This is a genomic window from Oceanobacillus sp. J11TS1 (genome assembly GCF_018333215.1).
In the GTDB taxonomy this organism is placed as follows: Bacteria; Bacillota; Bacilli; order Bacillales; family Amphibacillaceae; genus Oceanobacillus.
Genome location: NZ_BORO01000007.1, coordinates 132,800 through 154,053 on the forward strand (window position 1 = coordinate 132,800; position 21,254 = coordinate 154,053).

Consider the following 21,254-nt stretch of genomic DNA (forward strand, 5'->3'; position numbering starts at 1 on the left):
AAAAATGTTTGTAAACCGATTTTCTTCACCTAGAGACTCTGTAAATGGAAAGGGTAATTGAAATAATCACGTACAGAGTATTGATGTACGTGATTATTTCAATGATAGTTGGAATTTTTTAATTCGATATTGCAAATTTTGTCTACTCATGCCAAGAATTTTTGCAGTACGAGAAACGTTATGATTATTTTCTCTTAATGCTTCTAAAATATAGAGCTTTTCCACCTCTGCCATTTTTTCTTGCAAGGTTTTTGTATGTAAGGAACTTGGTTGCGTGTTTTTATCTTCTTTCTGATAACGGTTCCGTAATCGAAACGGCAGGTTATGTATTTGAATCTCTGTTTCATCACTAATTAAATTCATTGTTCCTTCAATAGTATGTTCAAGTTCTCTAGCATTTCCCGGCCAATCATGTTGGAATAGAATGGCTTTTACCTCCTCACTAATCCTACTTATATTCATTTGAAATAGAGTATTATATTTATGGATAAACGTTTCACTAAGTGGAAGGATATCTTCTTTTCTTTCACGCAGCGGTGGGATAAATAAAGTTACCACGCTGAGACGATAGTATAAATCTTTTCGTAATCGTTTATCTGCAATAAGGTCAATAGGATCTTCATTAATTGTAGCAATAATTCGGACGTTTACTTTTTTATCTTTCGTATCACCGATTCGACGGATGGTTTTCTCCTGAATAACGCGTAATAGCTTTGCTTGCAAGGCTGGATCGAGAGAATTGATTTCGTCCAGAAGTAAAGTTCCGCCATCAGCTTGCTCAAATAGACCAGGAGTATCCAATGCTCCGGTAAATGCTCCTTTTTTAGTTCCGAATAATATACTTTCCATTAGATTTTCGGGGATGGCAGCGCAATTTTGTGCTAGAAAAGGAGCATTGGATCTTGGGCTCGCATAATGAATGCTTTGGGCAAATAATTCTTTTCCAGTTCCTGTTTCGCCAACAATTAGCACAGACGAAGAGGTGCGGGCAGCTCGTTTTGCTTCTTCCACAACTGCTAAAAATGGCTTGCTACAGCCAATGATTTGGTCAAAAGTATAATTATTTTCTCTTTTTCTTAACACGTTTTTCTTAATAACATGGTCTAGCTGGGTAATATCTTTCGCAATTTCCACGGCTGCCGTAATTTTACCATTTTCGATAATAGGAAAGGTGTTATTAATGGTTGTGATTTCCTTCCCTCTATTATTAAAATAAGTTTGTTTTACATCTTTGGTTACTTTCCCTGTCATTAATGCTTGTACAAGTGTACTGCGTTCATCTTCATGAAATGTAAAAACCTCTAAAAGATTTTTATGAAGTACCTCGGTATCTACCATGGATTCAATTTCCATCATTTTTTTATTATATATGATGGTATTTCTATTCTGATCAATAACATGAATACCAACATTGATTTCATCTACCAATAATTGATATAAGTGATTCATTTGTTCAAGACTCCTTGATACCTTGTTTTCTTTCAAAAATAACCCTCCTTTGAGAATTAGTTTAATAGATAAATAGAAATAGTGCAAAATATTTTTTCGGTTACCTTTCTACAATGCAAAAATATTTTTCTTTAATAATTTGGAAACACTTTCATAATGCGTTTTTATAATTTGGCATAAAAATTGCATGTAAGAATAGTGAGTGCAATTTATTTTAGGAGGTATAGCATGCTGACACCATATAAACACGAACCCTTTACAGATTTTACAGTAGAAATAAACCGAAAAGTGTTAGAAAATGCATTAAATCATATTCAGAAGGATCTCGGTAAGGATTATCCGTTATTAGTTGGGGGAGAAAATATTTCAACAGAAGCAAAACTTGTTTCTTATAATCCAGGGAAGAAAGAGGAAATTATCGGTACAGTATCAAAAGCTGATCAAGCCCTTGCAGAAAAAGCAGTTGGAGCAGCAGATCAAGCTTTCCAAACATGGCGATATACAGAAGCGGTAGATCGAAGCAATATTCTATTGCGAGCAGCTGCAATTATTCGTCGTAGGAAGAGTGAATTTACAGCCCTTCTTATTAAGGAAGCCGGCAAACCATGGAAAGAAGCTGATGCGGATATTGCTGAAGGCATTGACTTTATGGAATATTATGCAAGACAAATGCTGGAAATTGATCAAGGTAAAGCTATCCTTAGCAGAGAAGGAGAGCATAATCGTTATTTTTACATTCCAATGGGAGTAGCAGTAACAATTCCACCTTGGAATTTTGCGTTTGCGATTATGGTAGGAACAACAGTAGCTCCACTGGTTACGGGAAATACAGTTATTTTAAAACCGGCAAGTGCAACGCCAGTGATTGCAGCTAAATTTGTAGAAGTATTACGAGAAGCAGGTGTTCCAGATGGTGTCATCAACTTCTTGCCTGGAAGTGGAGCAGAAGTGGGTGATTATTTGGTAGATCATCCGAAAACATCGTTAATTACGTTTACTGGTTCACGCGATGTTGGAACAAGAATTTATGAGCGAGCAAGCGCTGTCCAACAGAAACAAAGCCATTTAAAACGTGTCATTGTCGAAATGGGTGGAAAAGATACGGTAGTTGTTGATAAGGATGCAGACATAGATATTGCTGTAGATGCGATTGTTACCTCAGCATTTGGGTTCTCTGGTCAAAAATGTTCTGCGGGTTCACGTGCCGTTATCCATAAAGATGTGTATGAAGAAGTATTGCAAAAAGTCATTGCACATACAGAAAAATTAACTGTAGGTGAACCAACATCAAATGATGTATATATGGGGCCGGTAATTGATCAAAAATCCTTTGATAAAATTATGGGTTATATAGAAATCGGTAAAAAAGAAGGACGCCTTGTAGCGGGTGGAAATGGGGATGATACGAAAGGGTATTTTATTTCCCCTACGATTTTTGCAGATGTAGATGTAGAAGCACGTATTATGCAAGAAGAAATTTTTGGACCAGTGGTGGCATTTTCCAAAGCTGATGACTTTGATGAAGCACTTGCAATAGCAAATAACTCTGAATATGGGTTAACCGGTGCTGTAATTACCAATAATCGTAAGCACATCCGCAAAGCAACAATGGAATTTCATGTTGGAAACTTATATTTTAACCGGAATTGTACTGGCGCAATTGTAGGATATCATCCATTTGGCGGCTTTAAAATGTCTGGAACTGATTCAAAAGCAGGAGGTCCAGATTATCTTGGGCTTCATATGCTGGCGAAAACTGTTTCAGAAATGTATTAAAGCTAGATAAAAGGCGACAAGGGGAAATAATTGTGTGAACGGAAGAAAACGTACGTACTTTACACAATTATCCCTGACATTTAAGGAGGAAATTTGATGACTATCGTAAAATCACATGACATTATTGAGCGAACAAATACTTATGGTGCGCATAACTATCATCCATTGCCAATTGTTATCACGGAGGCAGAAGGTGTATGGGTGAAAGATCCTGAAGGAAATAGATATATGGATATGCTTAGTGCGTATTCAGCATTAAACCAGGGACATCGCCATCCAAAAATCATCCATGCATTACATGAACAGGCAGATAAAGTAACATTAACTTCGCGCGCTTTCCATAATGACCAGCTTGGTCCATGGACGGAACGGGTGGCAAAATTAACAGGAAAAGATAAAGTGTTGCCGATGAATACAGGGGTTGAAGCAGTTGAGACAGCGATTAAAGCAGCCCGCCGCTGGGCATATGAAATCAAAGGAGTGGAGGACAATAAAGCAGAAATTATTGCTGCGAAAGGTAATTTCCATGGTCGGACATTAAATGCGGTCTCCTTATCAAATGATCCAGAAGCCACTAAAAATTATGGGCCATTTGTGCCAGGTATAAAAAAAGTAGAATATGGTGATGTGCAAGCAATTCGTGATTCGATTACTCCTAATACAGCGGCTGTAATTGTGGAACCAATTCAAGGAGAAGCAGGTATCATTATTCCGCCTGAAGGTTATTTACAGGCAATTCGGGACGTCTGTACGGAAAATAATATTCTTTTTATTGCTGATGAAGTACAAACAGGTTTTGCCCGGACTGGAAAGATGTTTGCCTGTGAATGGGAGAATGTGACCCCAGATATCTTTGTGATGGGAAAAGCATTAGGAGGCGGTGTTTTTCCAGTATCGGCTATCGCAGCAAATAAAGAAATTATGGATGTATTTACTCCAGGTTCACACGGGTCTACTTTTGGAGGAAATCCGTTAGCTTGCGCAGTGTCTCTAGCAGCAATTGAAGTAATTGAAGAAGAAAATTTAGTGGAGAAATCCTTAGAATTAGGGGAGTATTTTGCCTCGGCTTTACGAGCAATGGATAATGATGATTTAACAGCAGTTCGTGCACGGGGATTATTTATCGGGGTAGAATTCAATCATCCTGTCCGTAAGTACTGTGAGCAGTTAAAAGAAGTGGGCGTTCTATGTAAAGAAACGCACGAAAATACCATTCGTTTTGCCCCGCCGCTTGTGATTACGAAGGAAGAATTGGATTGGGCAATCGAAAAAATAAACCGTGTTCTATCAAAATAAGGGAGACCTTTTAAATGGGGTGTGACATATGGGAGTAATGAATGAGGATATTCAAGCTAAAAGGGAACAGGCATCATTAGATATTGTTAAATCAACACAAAAAGTTATTAAAGAAGCAATTGGTTATCTTGGTTATTCAGATGATATGTATGAATTGTTAAAAGAACCAATGCGGATGCTGACAGTTCGTATTCCTATCCGTATGGACGACGGGAAGACAAAGGTATTTACAGGTTATCGGGCACAGCATAATGATGCTGTTGGACCAACTAAAGGTGGAGTGCGGTTTCATCCAGAAGTTAATGAAGCAGAGGTAAAAGCATTATCTATGTGGATGAGCTTAAAAGCCGGAATTGTTGACTTGCCTTATGGTGGAGGGAAAGGTGGCATTGTTTGTGATCCCCGTGAAATGTCTCTAGGCGAGATTGAAAGATTAAGCCGTGGATACGTACGGGCAATCAGTCAAATTGTTGGTCCGACTAAGGATATTCCAGCGCCGGATGTATTTACAAACTCACAAATCATGGCATGGATGATGGATGAATATAGCCTGATTCGTGAATTTGATTCCCCGGGATTTATCACTGGAAAACCACTTGTCCTTGGCGGATCGCATGGTCGGGAAACAGCAACAGCAAAAGGTGTTACAATATGTATTGAAGAAGCTGCACGAAAAAAAGGTTTAGATTTGAAGGATGCCCGGATTATTATTCAAGGATTTGGAAACGCAGGTAGTTTTCTTGCTAAGTTTTTGCAGGAAGCGGGAGCAAAAATTGTTGGTATTTCTGATGCACATGGTGCTTTATACGATTATGAGGGACTAGATATTGAATATTTGTTAGATCGTCGCGATAGTTTTGGAACAGTTACAAATTTGTTTAATAATCGAATTTCCAATAAAGACTTGCTGGAAAAAGAATGTGATATTTTAGTTCCAGCAGCCGTTGCGAATCAATTAACAGCAAATAATGCTCCAAAAATTAAAGCGTCGATTATTGTGGAAGCAGCTAATGGTCCGACTACACTGGAAGCAACAGAAATCTTAAGCAAACGGGGGATCTTAATTATTCCAGATGTCCTTGCAAGCGCAGGTGGAGTAACTGTATCTTATTTTGAATGGGTGCAAAATAACCAGGGATTTTACTGGTCTAAAGAAGAGGTAGCTGAACGTATGCGGCAGTTACTTATCGATTCCATTGATAAAGTATTTGCTGCAGCGGAAAAACACCAAGTAAACATGCGACTCGCTTCTTATATTGTGGGTATTCGAAAAACCGCTGAGGCTTCCCATTTTAGAGGTTGGGTTTAGATCTTAAATTGTTTACACTTTTATATGTCAACCAAAGTATAATTGTTTTTTAAAGCTGTTATATTTTGGTTGGCAAAACAAGTTATAATGTAAGCGTTTCCTCTATTTGGTTAAAGATATAAAGGGGGAGGGGAAAAATGAAGAAAGAAGTTTCTTTTTGGTTAGCGCTTTTGCCATTAATTATCATGATTACCGCAATGGCTGTTACGATTGTGGGATTAAAAGGTGACCCGCATCTACCTTTGATGATTGGTACAGCTGCAGCTGCAATAATTGCAAAACAAGCAGGGTTTACATGGAAAGATATTGAAGAAAGTATGTATAAAGGAATTAAGCTTGCTTTACCGGCGATTGTTATTATTATTCTAGTAGGGTTGACTATCGGTTCATGGATAGGCGGTGGCATTGTCGCAACAATGGTTTTTTATGGATTAAAAATGATGACGCCCTCTTTATTTCTGGTTTCTATCTGCATTATATGTGCCGTGGTATGCCTTGCTATTGGCAGTTCATGGTCTACGATGGCGACCATCGGGGTTGCTGGTATGGGGATTGGTTTAAGTATGGGATTACCAGCGGCAATGATTGCAGGAGCTGTTATTTCAGGTGCATATTTTGGAGATAAACTTTCTCCATTATCTGATACGACAAATCTTGCCTCTGGTTTAACTGGAACAGATTTGTTTGAACATATTAAATTTATGCTTATAACTACCATCCCATCACTATTAATTGCTTTAATGGTATATTGGCTTCTTGGAAGAAGTTATATTGAGGGAAAAGCAGCAAGCTTAGCAGATATTGAAAATACTATGTTAGCTTTGCAAAGTAACTTTGTAATTTCTCCTTGGTTGTTACTTATTCCGCTTGCTGTTATTGTACTATGTATGTTTAAAGTGCCGGCTGTTCCAGCACTGGTTGTTGGGATTGTGTTAGGGTCTTTCAGCCAGTTATTTATACAGGGGGATGCATTAAATATTGCTGTCTCCACGCTCCAGAACGGATACGCCATTGAATCAGAAAACAGTATGGTAAACGAGCTGTTCAATGGTGGTGGAATTGAAGCAATGATGTACACTGTATCCCTAACGATTGTTGCGATGACTTTTGGAGGGGTGTTAGAAAATACAGGAATGTTAGAAATAATTGTCCAGCGAATTTCGAAAATAGCAAAGACAGCTAAACGTTTAATTATAACTACTGTTTTTTCTAGTTTTGCGACCAATATTTCTTGTTCAGAACAATATATTTCGATTGTTGTTCCGGCTAGAATGTATGCAAAGTCATATGAAAATCAAAATCTGCATTCCAAAAACTTGTCTCGTGCAATAGAAGATGGAGGCACATTAACATCTGTTTTTGTTCCATGGAATACCTGCGGAGTGTTTATCTTTGCTACTTTAGGTGTACATGCCTTCCAATACGCACCATATGCTATTTTAAATTTCACTGTACCACTGCTATCTATTATTTTGACTTTACTTGGAAGATCGATTGTATACCGTAATCCAAATAAAAAAATAGATGCTCTAAAACAAACAAAAAAGGTAATCTGAATAGAAGAAATTGGTTCCCTTTTTAGGGGAAATTTATATAGGGAGAGATGAACTCTTTGGAAGATACAGCACAACAAATGAAAAACGGCGAACAAATGGAGTCTTATAAAAAGCCTTATAAGGTTAGTGATTATCTACGGTTTATTGTCCCTTCTTTAATAGGAATTTTCCTATTTGTTATTCCTTTATCGATAAATGGTGAATTTACTATTTCAGTGGCGATTCTGGCAAATTATGTTCAAAGCTTTTTAGAGGGGGCTTTACCAAACATAGCAACATTCCTTATCGCTATTACAGCTTTATTATCCTTACAAGCTAAAATTTTTAAACCTTCTTATATTTCGAACTCACCATTTCTTGATAAATTATTTAACGTATCATGGATTTGGCAAATTGTAAGGGTTCTTGGAATGATATTTTCTATATGCGCCTTATTTAACGTCGGCCCAACTGCATTCAATTCTGAAAATACGGGTGGATTATTACTTTATGATTTAGTTCCTGTCCTATTTTCTGTATTTTTATTTGCGGGCTTATTTCTTCCGCTACTCCTTGATTTTGGTCTTCTGGAGTTATGCAGCGCCTTATTTACAAAGTTCATGAGACCATTGTTCACACTGCCTGGCCGTTCATCCATTGATTGCTTAGCATCTTGGCTTGGTGACGGAACAATCGGTGTACTTTTAACAAGCAAACAATATGAAGATGGTTTTTATACAAAGCGTGAAGCAGCAGTAATAGGAACAACATTTTCAGTCGTTTCCATTACATTTTCAATTGTTATTATCAGTTACCTACAACTTGATTCCTATTTTGGCCCCTTTTATTTAACACTTATAATTGCAGGTCTTGCTTGTGCTATTATTATTCCAAGAATTCCTCCGCTGTCTAGAAAGTCTAATACTAATTATGGTGAAAAAGAAAAAGTGGATGAGGCTGCGCCCAATGATATGTCTTCTTTTAAATGGGGAATACAGGGAGCAGTTCAGCAGGCAAAAAAGAATCAAAACTATTCAAAGGTTTTAAAACGCGGTATACAAAACGTATTAGATATGTGGTTAGGCGTGCTTCCAGTAGTAATGGCTGTTGGAACATTAGCACTAATTGCTGCGGAATATACACCCGTATTTAAACTGCTAGGTGCACCCTTTATTCCAGTCTTAGAAATTATGCAAGTTCCGGAAGCGGCCGAAGCCGCACAAACAATGGTTGTTGGCTTTGCAGACATGTTCTTGCCAGCGATAATTGGAAGTGGAATCGAAAGTGACTTGACCCGTTTCGTTATCGGCTGTATATCGATCTCTCAATTAATCTACATGTCAGAGGTTGGTGGGTTATTATTAGGGTCTAAAATACCCGTATCCTTTCTTGATTTAGTAGTTATCTTTTTGCAGCGCACAATCATTTCATTGCCAATTATAGTTTTGATGGCACATCTTATTTTCTAGGCCAAAACGCAATTTGCATCGGTGTATTTTGTATGGGGATAACGGCTGAATTAAGGGGACAAGTTTGAAAAACTTTTTAATAATTATCGGTACCTGGTCTAACGTGATTATTAATTAGCGGGTGGTCGTGCCTCTGATAAAGAAGAAATCCAAAGAGAAGCAGCAAATGATTATTAAATGACTGTTTACTCAGGTGATAATTTGAATGTTTTAACCACTCCTTCTATGTAGAAGTAGTGGCGGAAAGAAAAACCATAGCTATAGAGCAAAAAATCAATTTGGTTTTAATTATACACTTTCCCCAAATCCAACTGATGGACATTGGGTTAGTGCAATATTTGGTGAATCTGAACCTGAAGTACAAAAAAGAATAGAATTAAATTTAAAGAAGCAGCAAGTGAGAAATTAAACTAAGAAGATAGAGTTGGTATAATGCAGGGAGGAGTTAATTATGAAAAAAGATATTTCTATTTTAGGTGTTCCTATGGATTTAGGTCAATCGAGACGTGGAGTTGACATGGGACCAAGTGCTATTCGTTATGCAGGTGTCGTTAATCGTTTAAAAGCAATAGGACATACAGTGATAGATGCTGGTAATATTGAAATTATACAATCAAAGCAGGAAGAGAAAGAAACTACTAATTTAAAAAATTTAGAAGCAGTAGTCAAAGCAAATTCAATACTTGCAGAAAAAGTTAATCTACAAATTAAAGAAGGCAAGTTTCCTTTAATTTTAGGGGGAGACCATAGTATTGCGATTGGAACATTGGCAGGTGTAGCACGTAATTATTCAAATTTAGGTGTCATTTGGTATGATGCACATGGCGATTTGAATGATGAGAAAACATCCCCTTCTGGAAATGTTCATGGGATGCCACTCGCAGCCAGTTTAGGCATCGGCCATCCTTCCTTAACAAAAGTAGGGGGATACAGTCCAAAAATTAAACCTGAAAATGTTGTGATTATTGGTGCGCGAGATCTCGACGATGGGGAGAGAAAACTGATTAAAGAACTTGGAATAAAAGTGTATACCATGCATGAAATTGACAAATTAGGGATGCATCACATTATGAAATCTGCTATTAATGATTTAAGAGATACAGACGGTGTCCACTTATCACTAGATTTAGATGGTCTAGACCCAAAAGATTGCCCTGGAGTCGGTACCCCGGTTATTGGCGGGATTAGTTATCGAGAAAGTCATCTAGCCATGGAATTGTTAGAGGAGGCTCAAATCATTACTTCTGCTGAATTTGTAGAAGTAAATCCGATATTAGATGAAAAGAATAAAACTGCTGAAGTAGCTGTAGCTCTACTTGGTTCATTATTTGGTGAAAGGTTGCTGGATTAACCTTTAAAAAATAACCTGAATTCTAAGTGAGTATAAAAATACCTCATAAATCATCAGTAAATCTGAGTTTATGAGGTATTTCTATCCTATTCTCCATAAAAAATCATTGTAAATACGGGGTCAGTAAAAGACTTATGGCTTATATTGGGTATTAGATTGGCACTTTACATGGCTGCCTTAGTAGGCGTGCAATTTATTACCCGAATTCACCCAGCAACCATTCTCTCAGTTCCTCCAGATACTTCAGTTGTTTAAGGGCAATATTAGATATACATTTAAAAAGGAGTTGAAAAGCTTTATGATTGGATTACAAATAGCTCTATGCCTCTGTGTTGTGGCTATATGCACATTATTTACATGGTATGAAGGAAGCGGCATTATCACGGATTCTTTTGAATGGAATTATTCAACACCATTTTCCAATATGCTTCATGGAGAAATAACGCAGGCGAATGAACTTGTTATTTGGGATTACTTTGTCTATGCGGCAAAATTTTCACCCACTTATTTCATTATTATGCTGATGGCAGGCCTATACTTATTGAGTTTGTTCGGGTATATGCTTTCCAAGAAAAGAAAGATGTTCCACCTTTATTTGTGGGGGCTTTCAGGCGTGCTGGCACTTTTAAGTATGTTATTCTTCGGTGCAGATACAAGAGGCGGGAAAAGCTTTTTCCTCACATTTCTGCTAAGCGGAATGGCATGTGTTATAAGCGGATGGTTTGTTAAAAATAAATTAACTATCCAGTCTTGGTTTGTTAAGACATGATAAATGGAGAGTAAGGGGTGTTTAATAGTAGATTTATTCTATAAAGATTGGTAATATAAAAAATAATTCATTGAAAGGAAGTGTTTATTTGTTCGCAGCACCTGTTATTTTAGAAGAAAAAGCAGACTACATGAAGCATGATCGGCTGTTTAAAAAGCTGATAAAAGAGTTTTTCGAAGAGTTCATCGAAGGATTTTTCCCCGATCTTCACCCCTACATTGATTTCTCCGAGGTCACGTTCCTAGAGCAAGAGGTGTATTTGGATTACATCAAGGGCACCAAGAAAGAAATCGACCTTCTGGCAGAGGTAAAGCTAAATCATGAGGCCAAACTCCTCCATATTCATACGGAAGCCCAATCGTCTCATGAAGCTGATTTTCCCGAAAGAATGTTTTTATACTTCAGCTACCTTTATGCAAAACACCGCAAACCTATTCAACCCATTGCTGTTTTGAGTTATAATAGACAAAAAGAAGAACCAACCCAATTCAGAATAAATACCCTTCATCAAAATGTACTTCAATTTAACTTTTTACAACTACACTTAAAAAAGAAAAACTGGAAAGAATATATTCAATCAGATAACCCGGCCGTAGCAGCATTACTCAGTCAGATGGGGTATAAAGAGCATGAACGTGTTCAGGTGAAGTTGGAATTTCTGCGCATGATCAGTCGCATGCAAATTGATCCTGCCAAAATGGAATTCTTCGCAGTGTAACTGGCTGTAAGACTCCCACATCAAAAATAAGGAAACTCGTTATTTCCAAGTGGGAGGTCCAACAGCCAGTAACGGCCCGATTGGTTCAACTAACATTCAGAACCCCACTGAATGAAGTTTCACTTTATATACGGCTTTTTCGAGGCCTATTTAAAACTAAATGAAAAGGAGGAAGCGCAAATGATGGAGAAAATTGATAACTTGCCGGAAGGAGAAAAAGAAGTGGTGCTTCAGTTGCCCAATTCCTATTTTGAGAAGGGGAAACAAAAAGGCATAGAAGAGGGCATGGAAAGAGGAATAGAAAAAGGGAAACAAGAAGGCATAAAAAAACGGAATCAGGAAGTAGCTTTGAAATTGATAGCAAAAGGAATTCCAATCAGCGAAATAGCAGAAATTACCGAACTGAGCCAAGAAGAAATTAAAAAACTTGCCGTGGATTAACCAAATTAATTAAAAGAAAGTGAGCGACTCCTTTTATACAGGGAGTTACTCACTTTCTTTTGTTACACTAACCTGTCTAAAATAGTTAAACGACTTATTTACATTCCACCTGCCTTAAAAGCTAAAACAAATTCCATATTCTCTTTACTTCTGGAGTACGAAAACTGTCTAAAGTTTTTAGTGTATCTGCTTTTTTCGATAAAATAATCAGGAAAAATATTAAAACTCAGTTGACAAATCAGAATACATACACTAATATTACATTTAATCACAAAAAACAGAAAACTCTTATAACGAGAAGCGGAGGGAACTGGCCCTAGGAAACTTCGGCAACCATTGGATATCTTTCAAACGGTGCCAAATCCAGCAGACATTATCATCTGATCTATAAGGGGGGATTTTACCAAGAACAAGAACGCCTCTTATGTTTAATAAGCAGGGCGTTTTATTTATATACGAGAAGTGGAAACAAATTAAATCGATAAGCATAGGAATAAGGAAGAAATGATAATTTCTCAAATCGATATTTTTTAACTTTAAACCTGAGTTAAATGATAAGAATACAATGTTTATGGTTTCTCTTCACATTTGTGAAAGTATTTTTAAATAAATAGAAGCTATGAGCAATGGATTCGTTGTATAAATTTCAGAAGTATTACTGTGAGTACATTTTATTAAAAAAGATATACAGAGGAGGAGAATACATGCGTTTTACATTTGATCATCTCGTACATTTTGTTGGCAGTCCAGAAGAAGCAAGGGATGAGTTAAGAGAGCTTGGTCTTCATGTTGTTGATGGGGGCAGGCATGAAAATGGAGGGACATATAATACACTTAGCTATTTTGGTTTAAGTTATATTGAGTTAATTGGATTATTTGATAAGCGTTTGGCAGAGCAATCAGCAGAGAAGTATAGTTTGAGGGATACGTTCCAAAAGGATAATTACGCGATTGGTTTATCACGCATTGCATTAAGGTCCCAAAACTTAGATGAAGAAGCAAAACGGTTTAAGGCCCTTGGTTTAGACGTTAATGGACCAGTTCCTTTAAGCAGAAAAAGGCCAGATGGAAGTGTTGTAAAATGGAAACTATTATTTGCAGGGAATACCGAGGATAAGCTGGATTTGCCATTCTTTATTCAATGGGATGAATCGGATGATGAACGCCTGAGAGATTTGAAAGAGCAAGAGACAATTGCAGAACATAACCGTGGGAACCTTGCCTTGGCAGCTGTAGGGTTTGCTGTAGAAAATGCAGAAGCGACGATGGAAAAATGGTCAGCTTATTTAGACTTAGAAAAAGGAGAACGTTTTACTGATGAAGCTTTAAATGCAACAGGGCATCGGTTAAAGCTGCCAGGAGGGGACATTGTCTTTTATAGTCCAAATGGAGAAGGGACTGTTTCAGAAACGTTAGCAAAACGAGGGGAAAAACCTTTTATTGTTGATTTTTCTGGAGCAAATCAAAAAGAACAATTTGAAGTGAAAAAGGCGATATATCGGTTTTTTTAAAAAGGGGGTTACGAGATGAAAAAGAATAGATGGAAATCATATTTTAGTATATTTAGTTTTTTATTTCTTTTAGTAGCACTTTTCTTAGCTGGGTGCGGGAGCGGAGCCTCGGAGACCTCTGGAAAAGAGAATAGCAAGGTTGTCAAGGTTGGCTTTCAAAAAGGAAATACATTGCATATTTTGAAAGAAACAGGCTTCTTAGAGGAAGCATTAGAAGAAGAAGGTTATGAAGTTCAATGGGAGATGTTTACCCATGGGGGAGCTTTGCTAGAAGGAATTTATAGTGGAGCGATTGATTTTGGTCATGCTGCTGATGGATCTGGTATCTTTGCCCAAGCAAGTGGAAAACCGCTAGTATACGTAGGTGCAGATGAGCCGAATCCAGAAGGGGTAGGTTTATTAGTGTTAGAAGACGCTGGTATTAACACCATAGAGGACCTAAAAGGAAAGAAAGTAGCTGCGTTAGAAGGCGGAAATCATCATTATCTAGCAATTCTAGCTTTAGAAGAAGCTGGATTGTCTGCGGATGATGTGGAATGGGTTTACCCTGAGGATGCAGGTCAGGGAAGAATTATTTTTGAAACAGGGGAAGTAGATGCGCTTGCTTCCTATGATCCTTATTTGGCATCTGCCGAAGTAGAGTTGGATACAATTTCTTTCAGTGAAGGGAAGGATTATAACTATCCAAATCGTACTTTCTATTATTCAACACCGGATTTTGCAGAGAATCAGCCAGAGCTTGTTGACCTTATTTTAGAAACAATTGATGAAGCAGACCAATGGGCGAATGACAATAATGATGAGGTGGTTAAGTTATTATCAGATAGCTTAGGGATAGACGAAGAAGTAATTGGCAAGCAAATTTCCCGCCGGACGTTTGGTGCGACGGAAATTACCCAAGAAATTCTAGATAGACAGCAAGAACAGGCGGATAAATACTATGAAACTGGCTTAATTCCGGAACCGGTAGATGTTTCAGAAGTCATGCCGATTGAAAAAGAATAAATTCAATTTTGAACATCCTTTTATAGAGCGCTAGTTTAGTAATGCGCATTCATTATTGCTTTCTTCTAATTTCATAAAAGAGAGCTAAAAGGACAATAGCGGCGGGATAAATTATGGAGGGCGATGCAAATGAAAGAAACATGGTATGAAAAATTACAACCTTGGATAATTCCATTCATTCTTTTAATTAGCTGGCAATTAGTTTCGACATTAGGTATTATTTCAGAAAATTTATTTCCATCGCCATTAAGTGTTATCACTAGCGGTTGGCAGCTTACAGCGAGCGGGGAAATAGTTGAACACCTTGTTGCTAGCTTAGGGCGCGCTGGAGTAGGGATGCTTATTGGGGGAATAATTGGTTTTACGTTTGGAATTTTAAATGGGCTTTCTAATAAGTCTTACCGATTCACGGATACAACCATACAAATGATTAGAAATGTCCCTCATTTAGCTTTACTTCCTTTAGTAATCGTATGGTTTGGCATTGGCGAGACCGGTAAAGTATTTCTTGTAGTTATCGGGGTGTTGTTCCCTATATATGTTAATACTTTCCACGGTATTCGCAACGTAGATCCGAAATTAGTGGAGATGGGGAAAATGTATAACTTAAAAGGATGGAAGTTATTTAAAAATATCCTTCTTCCTGGCGCCTTACCATCTATTTTTGTTGGGGTAAGATACGCGCTAGGAGTAATGTGGCTGACTTTAATCATAGCAGAAACAATACCGACGCAGGTAGGTATTGGCTATTTAGCAACCAACGCAAGAGAATTTATGCAAACCGATATTATTATTTTAAGTATTGTTATTTATGCATTGCTGGGAAAACTGGCAGATTTAATTGCACGAATAGGAGAGAAAAAGCTGTTAACTTGGAATGAAAGTTATAAATAAAGTAGTGGGAATAAGGATGGTGAATCCCTGTTACTAAAGATAAAAGAGGTGGCTGAATTGAGTGGAGAAATAAGCGGAAATAGCGATAACGTGAAACAGTTAACCCATCAAGCAGTTCAAATTGATGTGGAGCAAGGCAGTAAATCGTTTGGGGAGAAACAAGTATTAAAAGATATTAATCTATCTATTGAAAAAGGGCAGTTTGTCGCGATTATTGGCCAGAGTGGAAGCGGAAAGAGTACCTTCCTTCGCCTTGCAGCCGGATTAGATGAATTAACAAAAGGAAAGTTATTATATAATCAAACCTCGCTCGATCAATCAACGATAAATGTGACCATGATGTATCAAGATTCCAGATTACTTCCTTGGAAATCGGTTATCGATAATGTCAATCTTGGTCTAGAAACAAAGGGAGAAAAGCGGGCGGAACAGGTACTGGATGCAGTGGGATTATTAGAGCATAAGGATAAATGGCCGGCGCAGCTATCCGGCGGTCAGCAGCAACGGGTGGCTTTGGCAAGGGCCTTGATTCATGAGCCTTCCCTGTTACTATTGGATGAACCGCTTAGTGCACTGGATGCTTTTACAAGATTAGAGATGCAGAATTTAATTGAAGAAATATGGAGTAAACTTGGCTTTACTACGCTTCTGGTAACCCATGATGTACGTGAAGCAATTCGTTTAGCCGATCGTATTATTCTTATTGAGGATGGAAGTGTTGCTATGGATTTAGAAATCGATCATCCTAGACCCCGGCAGCTATCAGATACAAAACTTGTTGTGTTGGAGGAACAAATTTTAAATCGTATTATGAATGGGGAAGTTGATGAAAGTTTAAAGGAGAAATTATCCATATAAGAATTAGAAAAGCCATGAACTTATTTAAGAGGTTCATGGCTTTATATATGACTAAGAAACTGTATTTCAGCTTCTTTCATTTTATTCTGCAAATACCTTATTCCATTGTGCTTTGTTTTCTAGCATTTCTCTTGCTAATTCTTGCGCGCCTTCCAAGCTGTGACTGGCTGCCCAGCCGCATTGTACTTCATTGCATGCTGGAACTTCTTCTGCTTTTAGTACATCTTCCAGCGTTTTTTCTACTGTTTCTAGAATTTGATTATAGCTTTCATCATTGAGGACGGTTAAATAGAAGCCAGTCTGGCAACCCATTGGACTTAAATCTACTACTGTGTCATGGTGATTCCGAATTAATTCAGCCATTAAATGTTCTAGTGAATGCAGTGCAGGCATTTCCATATGTGCTTTATTCGGCTGCTTGAACCGTAAATCATATTTATAGATAACATCACCATTCGTACCTTCTGTTGTTCCGGCTAAACGGATATAAGGTGCCTCGACTTTTGTATGATCTAAATTGAAGCTTTCTACATTCATTGTTTTTGCCATTTATACATTCACTCCTTATTTTTAAATTTATTTTAACATATAATCTACTTTAGTTGGTGTTCTTCTTATTCAGTTTAGGGAAACCTATCAAAATTGCAGCTACACCACATATTGCCAACGTCATTGGATAAAATGCATATGCCATGATACTGACTGGTGAAATGGCTGCAAGTCCTGAAGCTGCTAGCATCTGTCCGCTATAAGGAACAAGTCCTTGGCAACAGCCTGAAAAGATATCAAGCAGACTAGCAGATTTTCGTGGATCAATATCATATTCATCTGCAATATTTTTTGCGAGCGGGCCAGTCATAATAATAGAAATCGTATTGTTTGCCGTTGCGATGTCTGCCGCACTTACTAATCCAGCAATACCAAACTCTGCACCCTTTTTTGTTTTAATCTTGCTGGTCACAGTATGAAGCAGCCACTGAATGCCTCCATTATACTGGATAATCCCAATCATTCCACCAATAAAGATGGCGACTAACGCAATATCCTCCATGTTCATAACACCTTGAGAAACAGATTGAATGAGCCCTATTCCAGTAAAAGAACCATCTAGAAGTCCAATAATCGCGGCTAGAATGGTCCCTCCTAAAAGGACAATAACGACATGGATTCCAGCGATTGCACAAGCTAAAACGGCAATGTATGGCAAAACTTTTATGACTTCATAAGGATATTCGCCAAGTGTGTTTACTGTCGTTCCTTGGGTAAGAAACCAAAGAATAAATGATGTCACAATTGCTCCTGGTAAAACAATAAAAAAATTCGTCTTAAATTTATCGCTCATCTTTGTTTGTTGTGTTCGAACTGCGGCAATGGTTGTATCTGAAATCATAGATAAGTTATCACCAAACATCGCTCCACTAATAACCGTTCCCATTGCTAAGGCCATCGGAATTCCTGTTTGCTCAGCGATTCCAATACCAATTGGAGCAAGTGCTGCAACTGTTCCCATCGATGTTCCCATCGAAATGGAGATAAAACAGCCGACGATAAACAAACCAACCATTAATAAATTACTTGGAATGTAGGACAGCCCCATATTAACAGAGGAATCAACAGCTCCCATGGCTTTAGCAGTTTCAGCAAACGCCCCTGCGAGAATGAAGATAACTACCATTAACATTATATTCGGGTGTCCCGCCCCTTTTGTGAAAGTTTCCATTTTTGCAGATAACTTTTCTTTCCTGTTCATGGCAAGTGCGACAGCAGATGCAATAATCACCGCCACATTGATTGGCATATTAGAAAAGTCCCCGGTAATTAACCCGGTACCGATGAATAGAAGTACGAAAATAAATAATGGGAAAAGTGCTATGAAGCTTCCTTTATTTGCTTGACTGTTCATTAAAACCCTCCTGGCTTTCTTTCTAATTTAAGTAGCGAAAATGTATGAAGCAATCATTCGTTTATCGACATCCCGCCTGTAACATTAATTCCTTGTCCTAGGAACGTTTGCTCCGCATTCCAAGAGAGCTTTTGCGATTGCTTCACCAATTCCATTAGCCCCGCCGGTTACCATTGCAACCTTTCCAGTTAAATCCATTGTATACATAACTACATTCCTTTCATAACGCAATAACTATTTTTCATTCCAATTAAAAAAAAAAACCTCTTCTAAATGGAAAGAAGAGGTTCATTCATAATAGCGATTTTTCCCTTCCTATCTTTAGCTTTTTTGCTGCTGGAATTGGCACAGTACTGTTTAGTCCGCTGCCGAGGCTTCAAAGGGCCAGTCCCTCCACCTCTCTAGATAAGAAAATTTATAATTATATAATTGATATTAATCAAGATACAGGAAATTAATTTGAAAGTCAATAAAAGTACGTGTTCAAAGGCATGAGATGATTAAAATATAAATATTTCTTCGATGAATAGGACGCCCCTTCCCTTGAACAGGAAAATAAGATTAGATTTCATCATTAATCGCGGGTCCTTAGGTCGTTTATATATCGTTTAAATTGGAAACAAGTAGGGAACTATACAAACTAGAATACTACAATTATTGGAGGTATATAGAAATGACAGATACGCATATGCCGAAGGACAAAGGATTAGACCATACACTGAAGCTTTTAGATGAAGCATATCGTTTTATTACAAATCGCTCGGAAAAGTTTGAATCGCGTGTATTTGAAACGACATTGTTAGGTGAGAAAACGATTTGTATGGTAGGTAAGAAAGAAGCAGAAGTATTTTATGATAATACGAAGTTCTCTCGAAAAGGAGCTTCTCCTGGACGAATTCAGAAGACATTGTTTGGGGAAGGAGGCGTTCAGGGATTAGATGGGAAGGAACATCACCATCGAAAAGAGATGTTTATGTCTCTTATGACAAAAGAAGGCCTGAAGCAGATATCCGCTATCCTGCAGCAAGAGTGGGAACGGGAAATGGAAAGACAGTCAAAAGAAGAAATACAGGTATATCAGGCGGCAAAATATGTATTGACCCGTTCTGCCTTACGATGGACTGGCGTACCTTATCAAGAATCAGAGATTCCTGAGTGGACAGATCAGCTTAGCGATATGTTTGAGGATGCGGGATCGGTAGGATTAAGCCATTGGCAAGCGAGAAGGTCAAGATCCAAAGCGGAAAAAGAGGTTGTTGACTTAGTAGAAAACGTACGTGCGGGAGAGACAAAGGTTAGTGAAGATAGCCCAGTTTACCACTTTGCCATGCATCGTGATTTAAACGGAGAATTACTGGATGCTCAAATTGTAGCGGTCGAATTATTAAATTTATTGCGCCCGATTGTAGCAATTGCTGTCTATATTGATTTTCTCATCTTAGCTGTGCACGATTATCCGGAAAAAGTGAGTCAGCTAGAGAACGAGGACGATTTACAGCATTTTATTCAGGAAGTTAGACGATTTTATCCGTTTTTCCCAGTAGCGCCAGCACGTGTAAAAGAGGATTTTAGCTGGAATGGCTATACATTTGAAAAAGGGACATTGACGTTATTAGATTTATACGGTACAAACCATGACCCGGAAATTTGGGACAACCCGGACACATTTCAACCAGAGAGATTTCAAACATGGGAAGGGTCTCCGTTCGATTTCATCCCCCAAGGCGGCGGAGAGTTCAATATCGGTCATCGCTGTGCTGGAGAATGGATAACTATTGACATCTTAAAAGTAACCCTGGACTTTTTTGTGCATCGTCTTTCTTTTGATTTCCCGGAACAAGATTTGGATTATAAAATGAATGATATCCCTCCAGTTCCAGAGAGTGGGGTAGTTATTAAAAATGTACACTTAAAATAATCGCGAATACAATGTAATATCAAAGTTCAACGGACATGCTGTATAATTTTACTTATACGGCATGTCCGTTGATTTTTAAAACTTATTTAGAGAAATCCCCTTTATGCCATGTAATACCAATCATAATTAATAGGATAATGATGGAACTGATGAAAGCTGCAAGGCTTATAAACCCAAATCCCATACCTTTCCATCCATCGAAGAATAAGCTGATAAATACACATATAATACTAATAGAACTTACCACCATTGGCGGAATAACACGTTTTTCTTTAACAAAAAGGCTAATTAGAAGTAAGATGACACTCATTCCCAAAATAAATGGTAAAAATTCCATTATAATTTTCATGTTTTTCCCTCCATTAAGTGTTGTTTTTATATATGTTTTTTCCCTTTTATGCTTTTCTTTAATCAATTTTAGATATTTTTACACGATGTTCTGTTACATTAGGTGAAATGCTTTTTTGTGCTTCCATTCCCGTTCTCAGCCTATTTTTCTTCCATTATTAGAATGTCATGGCTAAATGAGCAAGAGAATTTCTTGAAAAATAGGTTATTACATCAAACCGAGATTAGGGAGTGTACATAGTCTATAGAGAAAGATGAAAGAAAAGGAAAGGAGGTCCTTTACGGTGAGAGGTAGTAAACATCATCAAGGACAATTTAATCAAGGCTGGGGAAACCAACAGGTACAAGGAGCTTCTATGAAGGGACATTGCCATAAAAAGCAACAGCAAATGCCGATGCAGCATATGCCTCAGCAGCAAATGCAGCCAGAATATTGCGCTCCGCAAGTATCACCTACACAACAAGGTCCAACACAGGTATCACCAACGAAGCAATATGTAAAAACAAACATTTCTAATACGGAAGTGAAGCATATTCACCCTAGTCACACGACAAATGTTAACCAGCATATGACAACGCACAAACATTACTTTCCTCATACAGAATCTGTTGTAAATAACGTTCAAGAGCAGCATATCATGTGTGGTAAACCGCATCATCCTTGTCCGCCATGCCACCCGCCAAAAGGCCATTGTGGATGCTAA

20 protein-coding genes and 2 riboswitches are annotated in these 21,254 nt (G+C 37.9%); of the genes, 15 read left to right on the forward strand and 5 right to left on the reverse strand.

Annotated features, from left to right (window positions below):
* Positions 1-93 precede the first annotated feature (93 nt).
* Entirely contained in the window at positions 94-1,449 is a 1,356-nt protein-coding gene (locus KI343_RS08030; RefSeq protein WP_212925931.1) for a sigma-54 interaction domain-containing protein, read from the reverse strand.
* A gap of 228 nt (positions 1,450-1,677) precedes the next feature.
* On the opposite strand from KI343_RS08030, the gene pruA reads away from it, so the two are divergent.
* The 13 genes from pruA to KI343_RS08095 all read left to right on the forward strand — a co-directional run bounded on the left by pruA (position 1,678) and on the right by KI343_RS08095 (position 16,381).
* On the forward strand, positions 1,678-3,225 hold the full coding sequence (pruA, locus tag KI343_RS08035; protein ID WP_212925898.1) for an L-glutamate gamma-semialdehyde dehydrogenase: 1,548 nt from the start codon (positions 1,678-1,680) through the stop codon (positions 3,223-3,225).
* Between the two features lie 96 nt (positions 3,226-3,321).
* A complete protein-coding gene (locus tag KI343_RS08040) occupies positions 3,322-4,521 on the forward strand; it encodes an ornithine--oxo-acid transaminase (RefSeq protein WP_212925899.1) in 1,200 nt (399 codons plus the stop codon).
* 37 nt (positions 4,522-4,558) lie between these two features.
* Complete coding sequence (locus KI343_RS08045; protein ID WP_374705420.1) at positions 4,559-5,830, forward strand: Glu/Leu/Phe/Val family dehydrogenase; 1,272 nt, start codon at positions 4,559-4,561, stop codon at positions 5,828-5,830.
* Positions 5,831-5,967: 137 nt separating this feature from the next.
* A complete protein-coding gene (gene nhaC / locus KI343_RS08050) occupies positions 5,968-7,386 on the forward strand; it encodes a Na+/H+ antiporter NhaC (RefSeq protein WP_212925901.1) in 1,419 nt (472 codons plus the stop codon).
* Between the two features lie 95 nt (positions 7,387-7,481).
* Positions 7,482-8,834: a YjiH family protein gene (locus KI343_RS08055; protein ID WP_374705421.1), complete on the forward strand. Its 1,353-nt coding sequence runs from the start codon at positions 7,482-7,484 to the stop codon at positions 8,832-8,834.
* 451 nt (positions 8,835-9,285) lie between these two features.
* On the forward strand, positions 9,286-10,185 hold the full coding sequence (rocF, locus tag KI343_RS08060) for an arginase (RefSeq protein WP_212925902.1): 900 nt from the start codon (positions 9,286-9,288) through the stop codon (positions 10,183-10,185).
* A 298-nt stretch (positions 10,186-10,483) separates the two neighbouring features.
* Positions 10,484-10,954: a DUF4306 domain-containing protein gene (locus KI343_RS08065; protein ID WP_212925903.1), complete on the forward strand. Its 471-nt coding sequence runs from the start codon at positions 10,484-10,486 to the stop codon at positions 10,952-10,954.
* An 88-nt stretch (positions 10,955-11,042) separates the two neighbouring features.
* Positions 11,043-11,672 (forward strand): RpnC/YadD family protein, encoded by a 630-nt coding sequence (locus KI343_RS08070; RefSeq protein ID WP_212925904.1) that lies wholly within the window; start codon positions 11,043-11,045, stop codon positions 11,670-11,672.
* Positions 11,673-11,852: 180 nt separating this feature from the next.
* Positions 11,853-12,113 carry an RpnC/YadD family protein gene (locus KI343_RS08075; protein WP_212925905.1) on the forward strand — a complete coding sequence of 87 codons (261 nt, stop codon included), beginning with the start codon at positions 11,853-11,855 and terminating at the stop codon, positions 12,111-12,113.
* A 285-nt stretch (positions 12,114-12,398) separates the two neighbouring features.
* Positions 12,399-12,507: riboswitch (SAM riboswitch) on the forward strand.
* Between the two features lie 310 nt (positions 12,508-12,817).
* The gene (locus KI343_RS08080) at positions 12,818-13,624 is read left to right on the forward strand and encodes a VOC family protein (protein WP_212925906.1); all 807 of its coding nucleotides are present in this window, start codon (positions 12,818-12,820) and stop codon (positions 13,622-13,624) included.
* A gap of 15 nt (positions 13,625-13,639) precedes the next feature.
* Positions 13,640-14,629: an aliphatic sulfonate ABC transporter substrate-binding protein gene (locus tag KI343_RS08085; RefSeq protein ID WP_212925907.1), complete on the forward strand. Its 990-nt coding sequence runs from the start codon at positions 13,640-13,642 to the stop codon at positions 14,627-14,629.
* 129 nt (positions 14,630-14,758) lie between these two features.
* Complete coding sequence (locus tag KI343_RS08090) at positions 14,759-15,523, forward strand: ABC transporter permease subunit (RefSeq protein ID WP_212925908.1); 765 nt, start codon at positions 14,759-14,761, stop codon at positions 15,521-15,523.
* A 57-nt stretch (positions 15,524-15,580) separates the two neighbouring features.
* On the forward strand, positions 15,581-16,381 hold the full coding sequence (locus tag KI343_RS08095) for an ATP-binding cassette domain-containing protein (protein WP_244856833.1): 801 nt from the start codon (positions 15,581-15,583) through the stop codon (positions 16,379-16,381).
* A gap of 81 nt (positions 16,382-16,462) precedes the next feature.
* Here the strand turns inward: KI343_RS08095 and KI343_RS08100 are convergent, their stop codons facing one another.
* From KI343_RS08100 to KI343_RS08110, 3 genes are all read right to left on the reverse strand, one after another.
* Positions 16,463-16,930, reverse strand: coding sequence for an S-ribosylhomocysteine lyase (locus KI343_RS08100; RefSeq protein WP_212925909.1), 468 nt, complete (start codon positions 16,928-16,930; stop codon positions 16,463-16,465).
* Between the two features lie 49 nt (positions 16,931-16,979).
* Positions 16,980-18,284 carry a Na+/H+ antiporter NhaC family protein gene (locus KI343_RS08105; RefSeq protein WP_212925910.1) on the reverse strand — a complete coding sequence of 435 codons (1,305 nt, stop codon included), beginning with the start codon at positions 18,282-18,284 and terminating at the stop codon, positions 16,980-16,982.
* 84 nt (positions 18,285-18,368) lie between these two features.
* Complete coding sequence (locus tag KI343_RS08110) at positions 18,369-18,491, reverse strand: SDR family NAD(P)-dependent oxidoreductase (protein ID WP_374705418.1); 123 nt, start codon at positions 18,489-18,491, stop codon at positions 18,369-18,371.
* A 105-nt stretch (positions 18,492-18,596) separates the two neighbouring features.
* A riboswitch (SAM riboswitch) is annotated at positions 18,597-18,696 on the reverse strand.
* A gap of 261 nt (positions 18,697-18,957) precedes the next feature.
* Between KI343_RS08110 and cypC the strand changes: the two genes are divergently transcribed.
* A complete protein-coding gene (gene cypC, locus KI343_RS08115) occupies positions 18,958-20,202 on the forward strand; it encodes a CYP152 family fatty-acid peroxygenase CypC (protein WP_212925911.1) in 1,245 nt (414 codons plus the stop codon).
* Positions 20,203-20,284: 82 nt separating this feature from the next.
* Here cypC and KI343_RS08120 read toward each other — a convergent pair whose 3' ends face one another.
* Positions 20,285-20,551, reverse strand: a complete 267-nt coding sequence (locus tag KI343_RS08120; RefSeq protein WP_212925912.1) for a YesK family protein — start codon at positions 20,549-20,551, stop codon at positions 20,285-20,287.
* A gap of 283 nt (positions 20,552-20,834) precedes the next feature.
* On the opposite strand from KI343_RS08120, the gene KI343_RS08125 reads away from it, so the two are divergent.
* Entirely contained in the window at positions 20,835-21,254 is a 420-nt protein-coding gene (locus KI343_RS08125) for a CotD family spore coat protein (protein ID WP_374705419.1), read from the forward strand.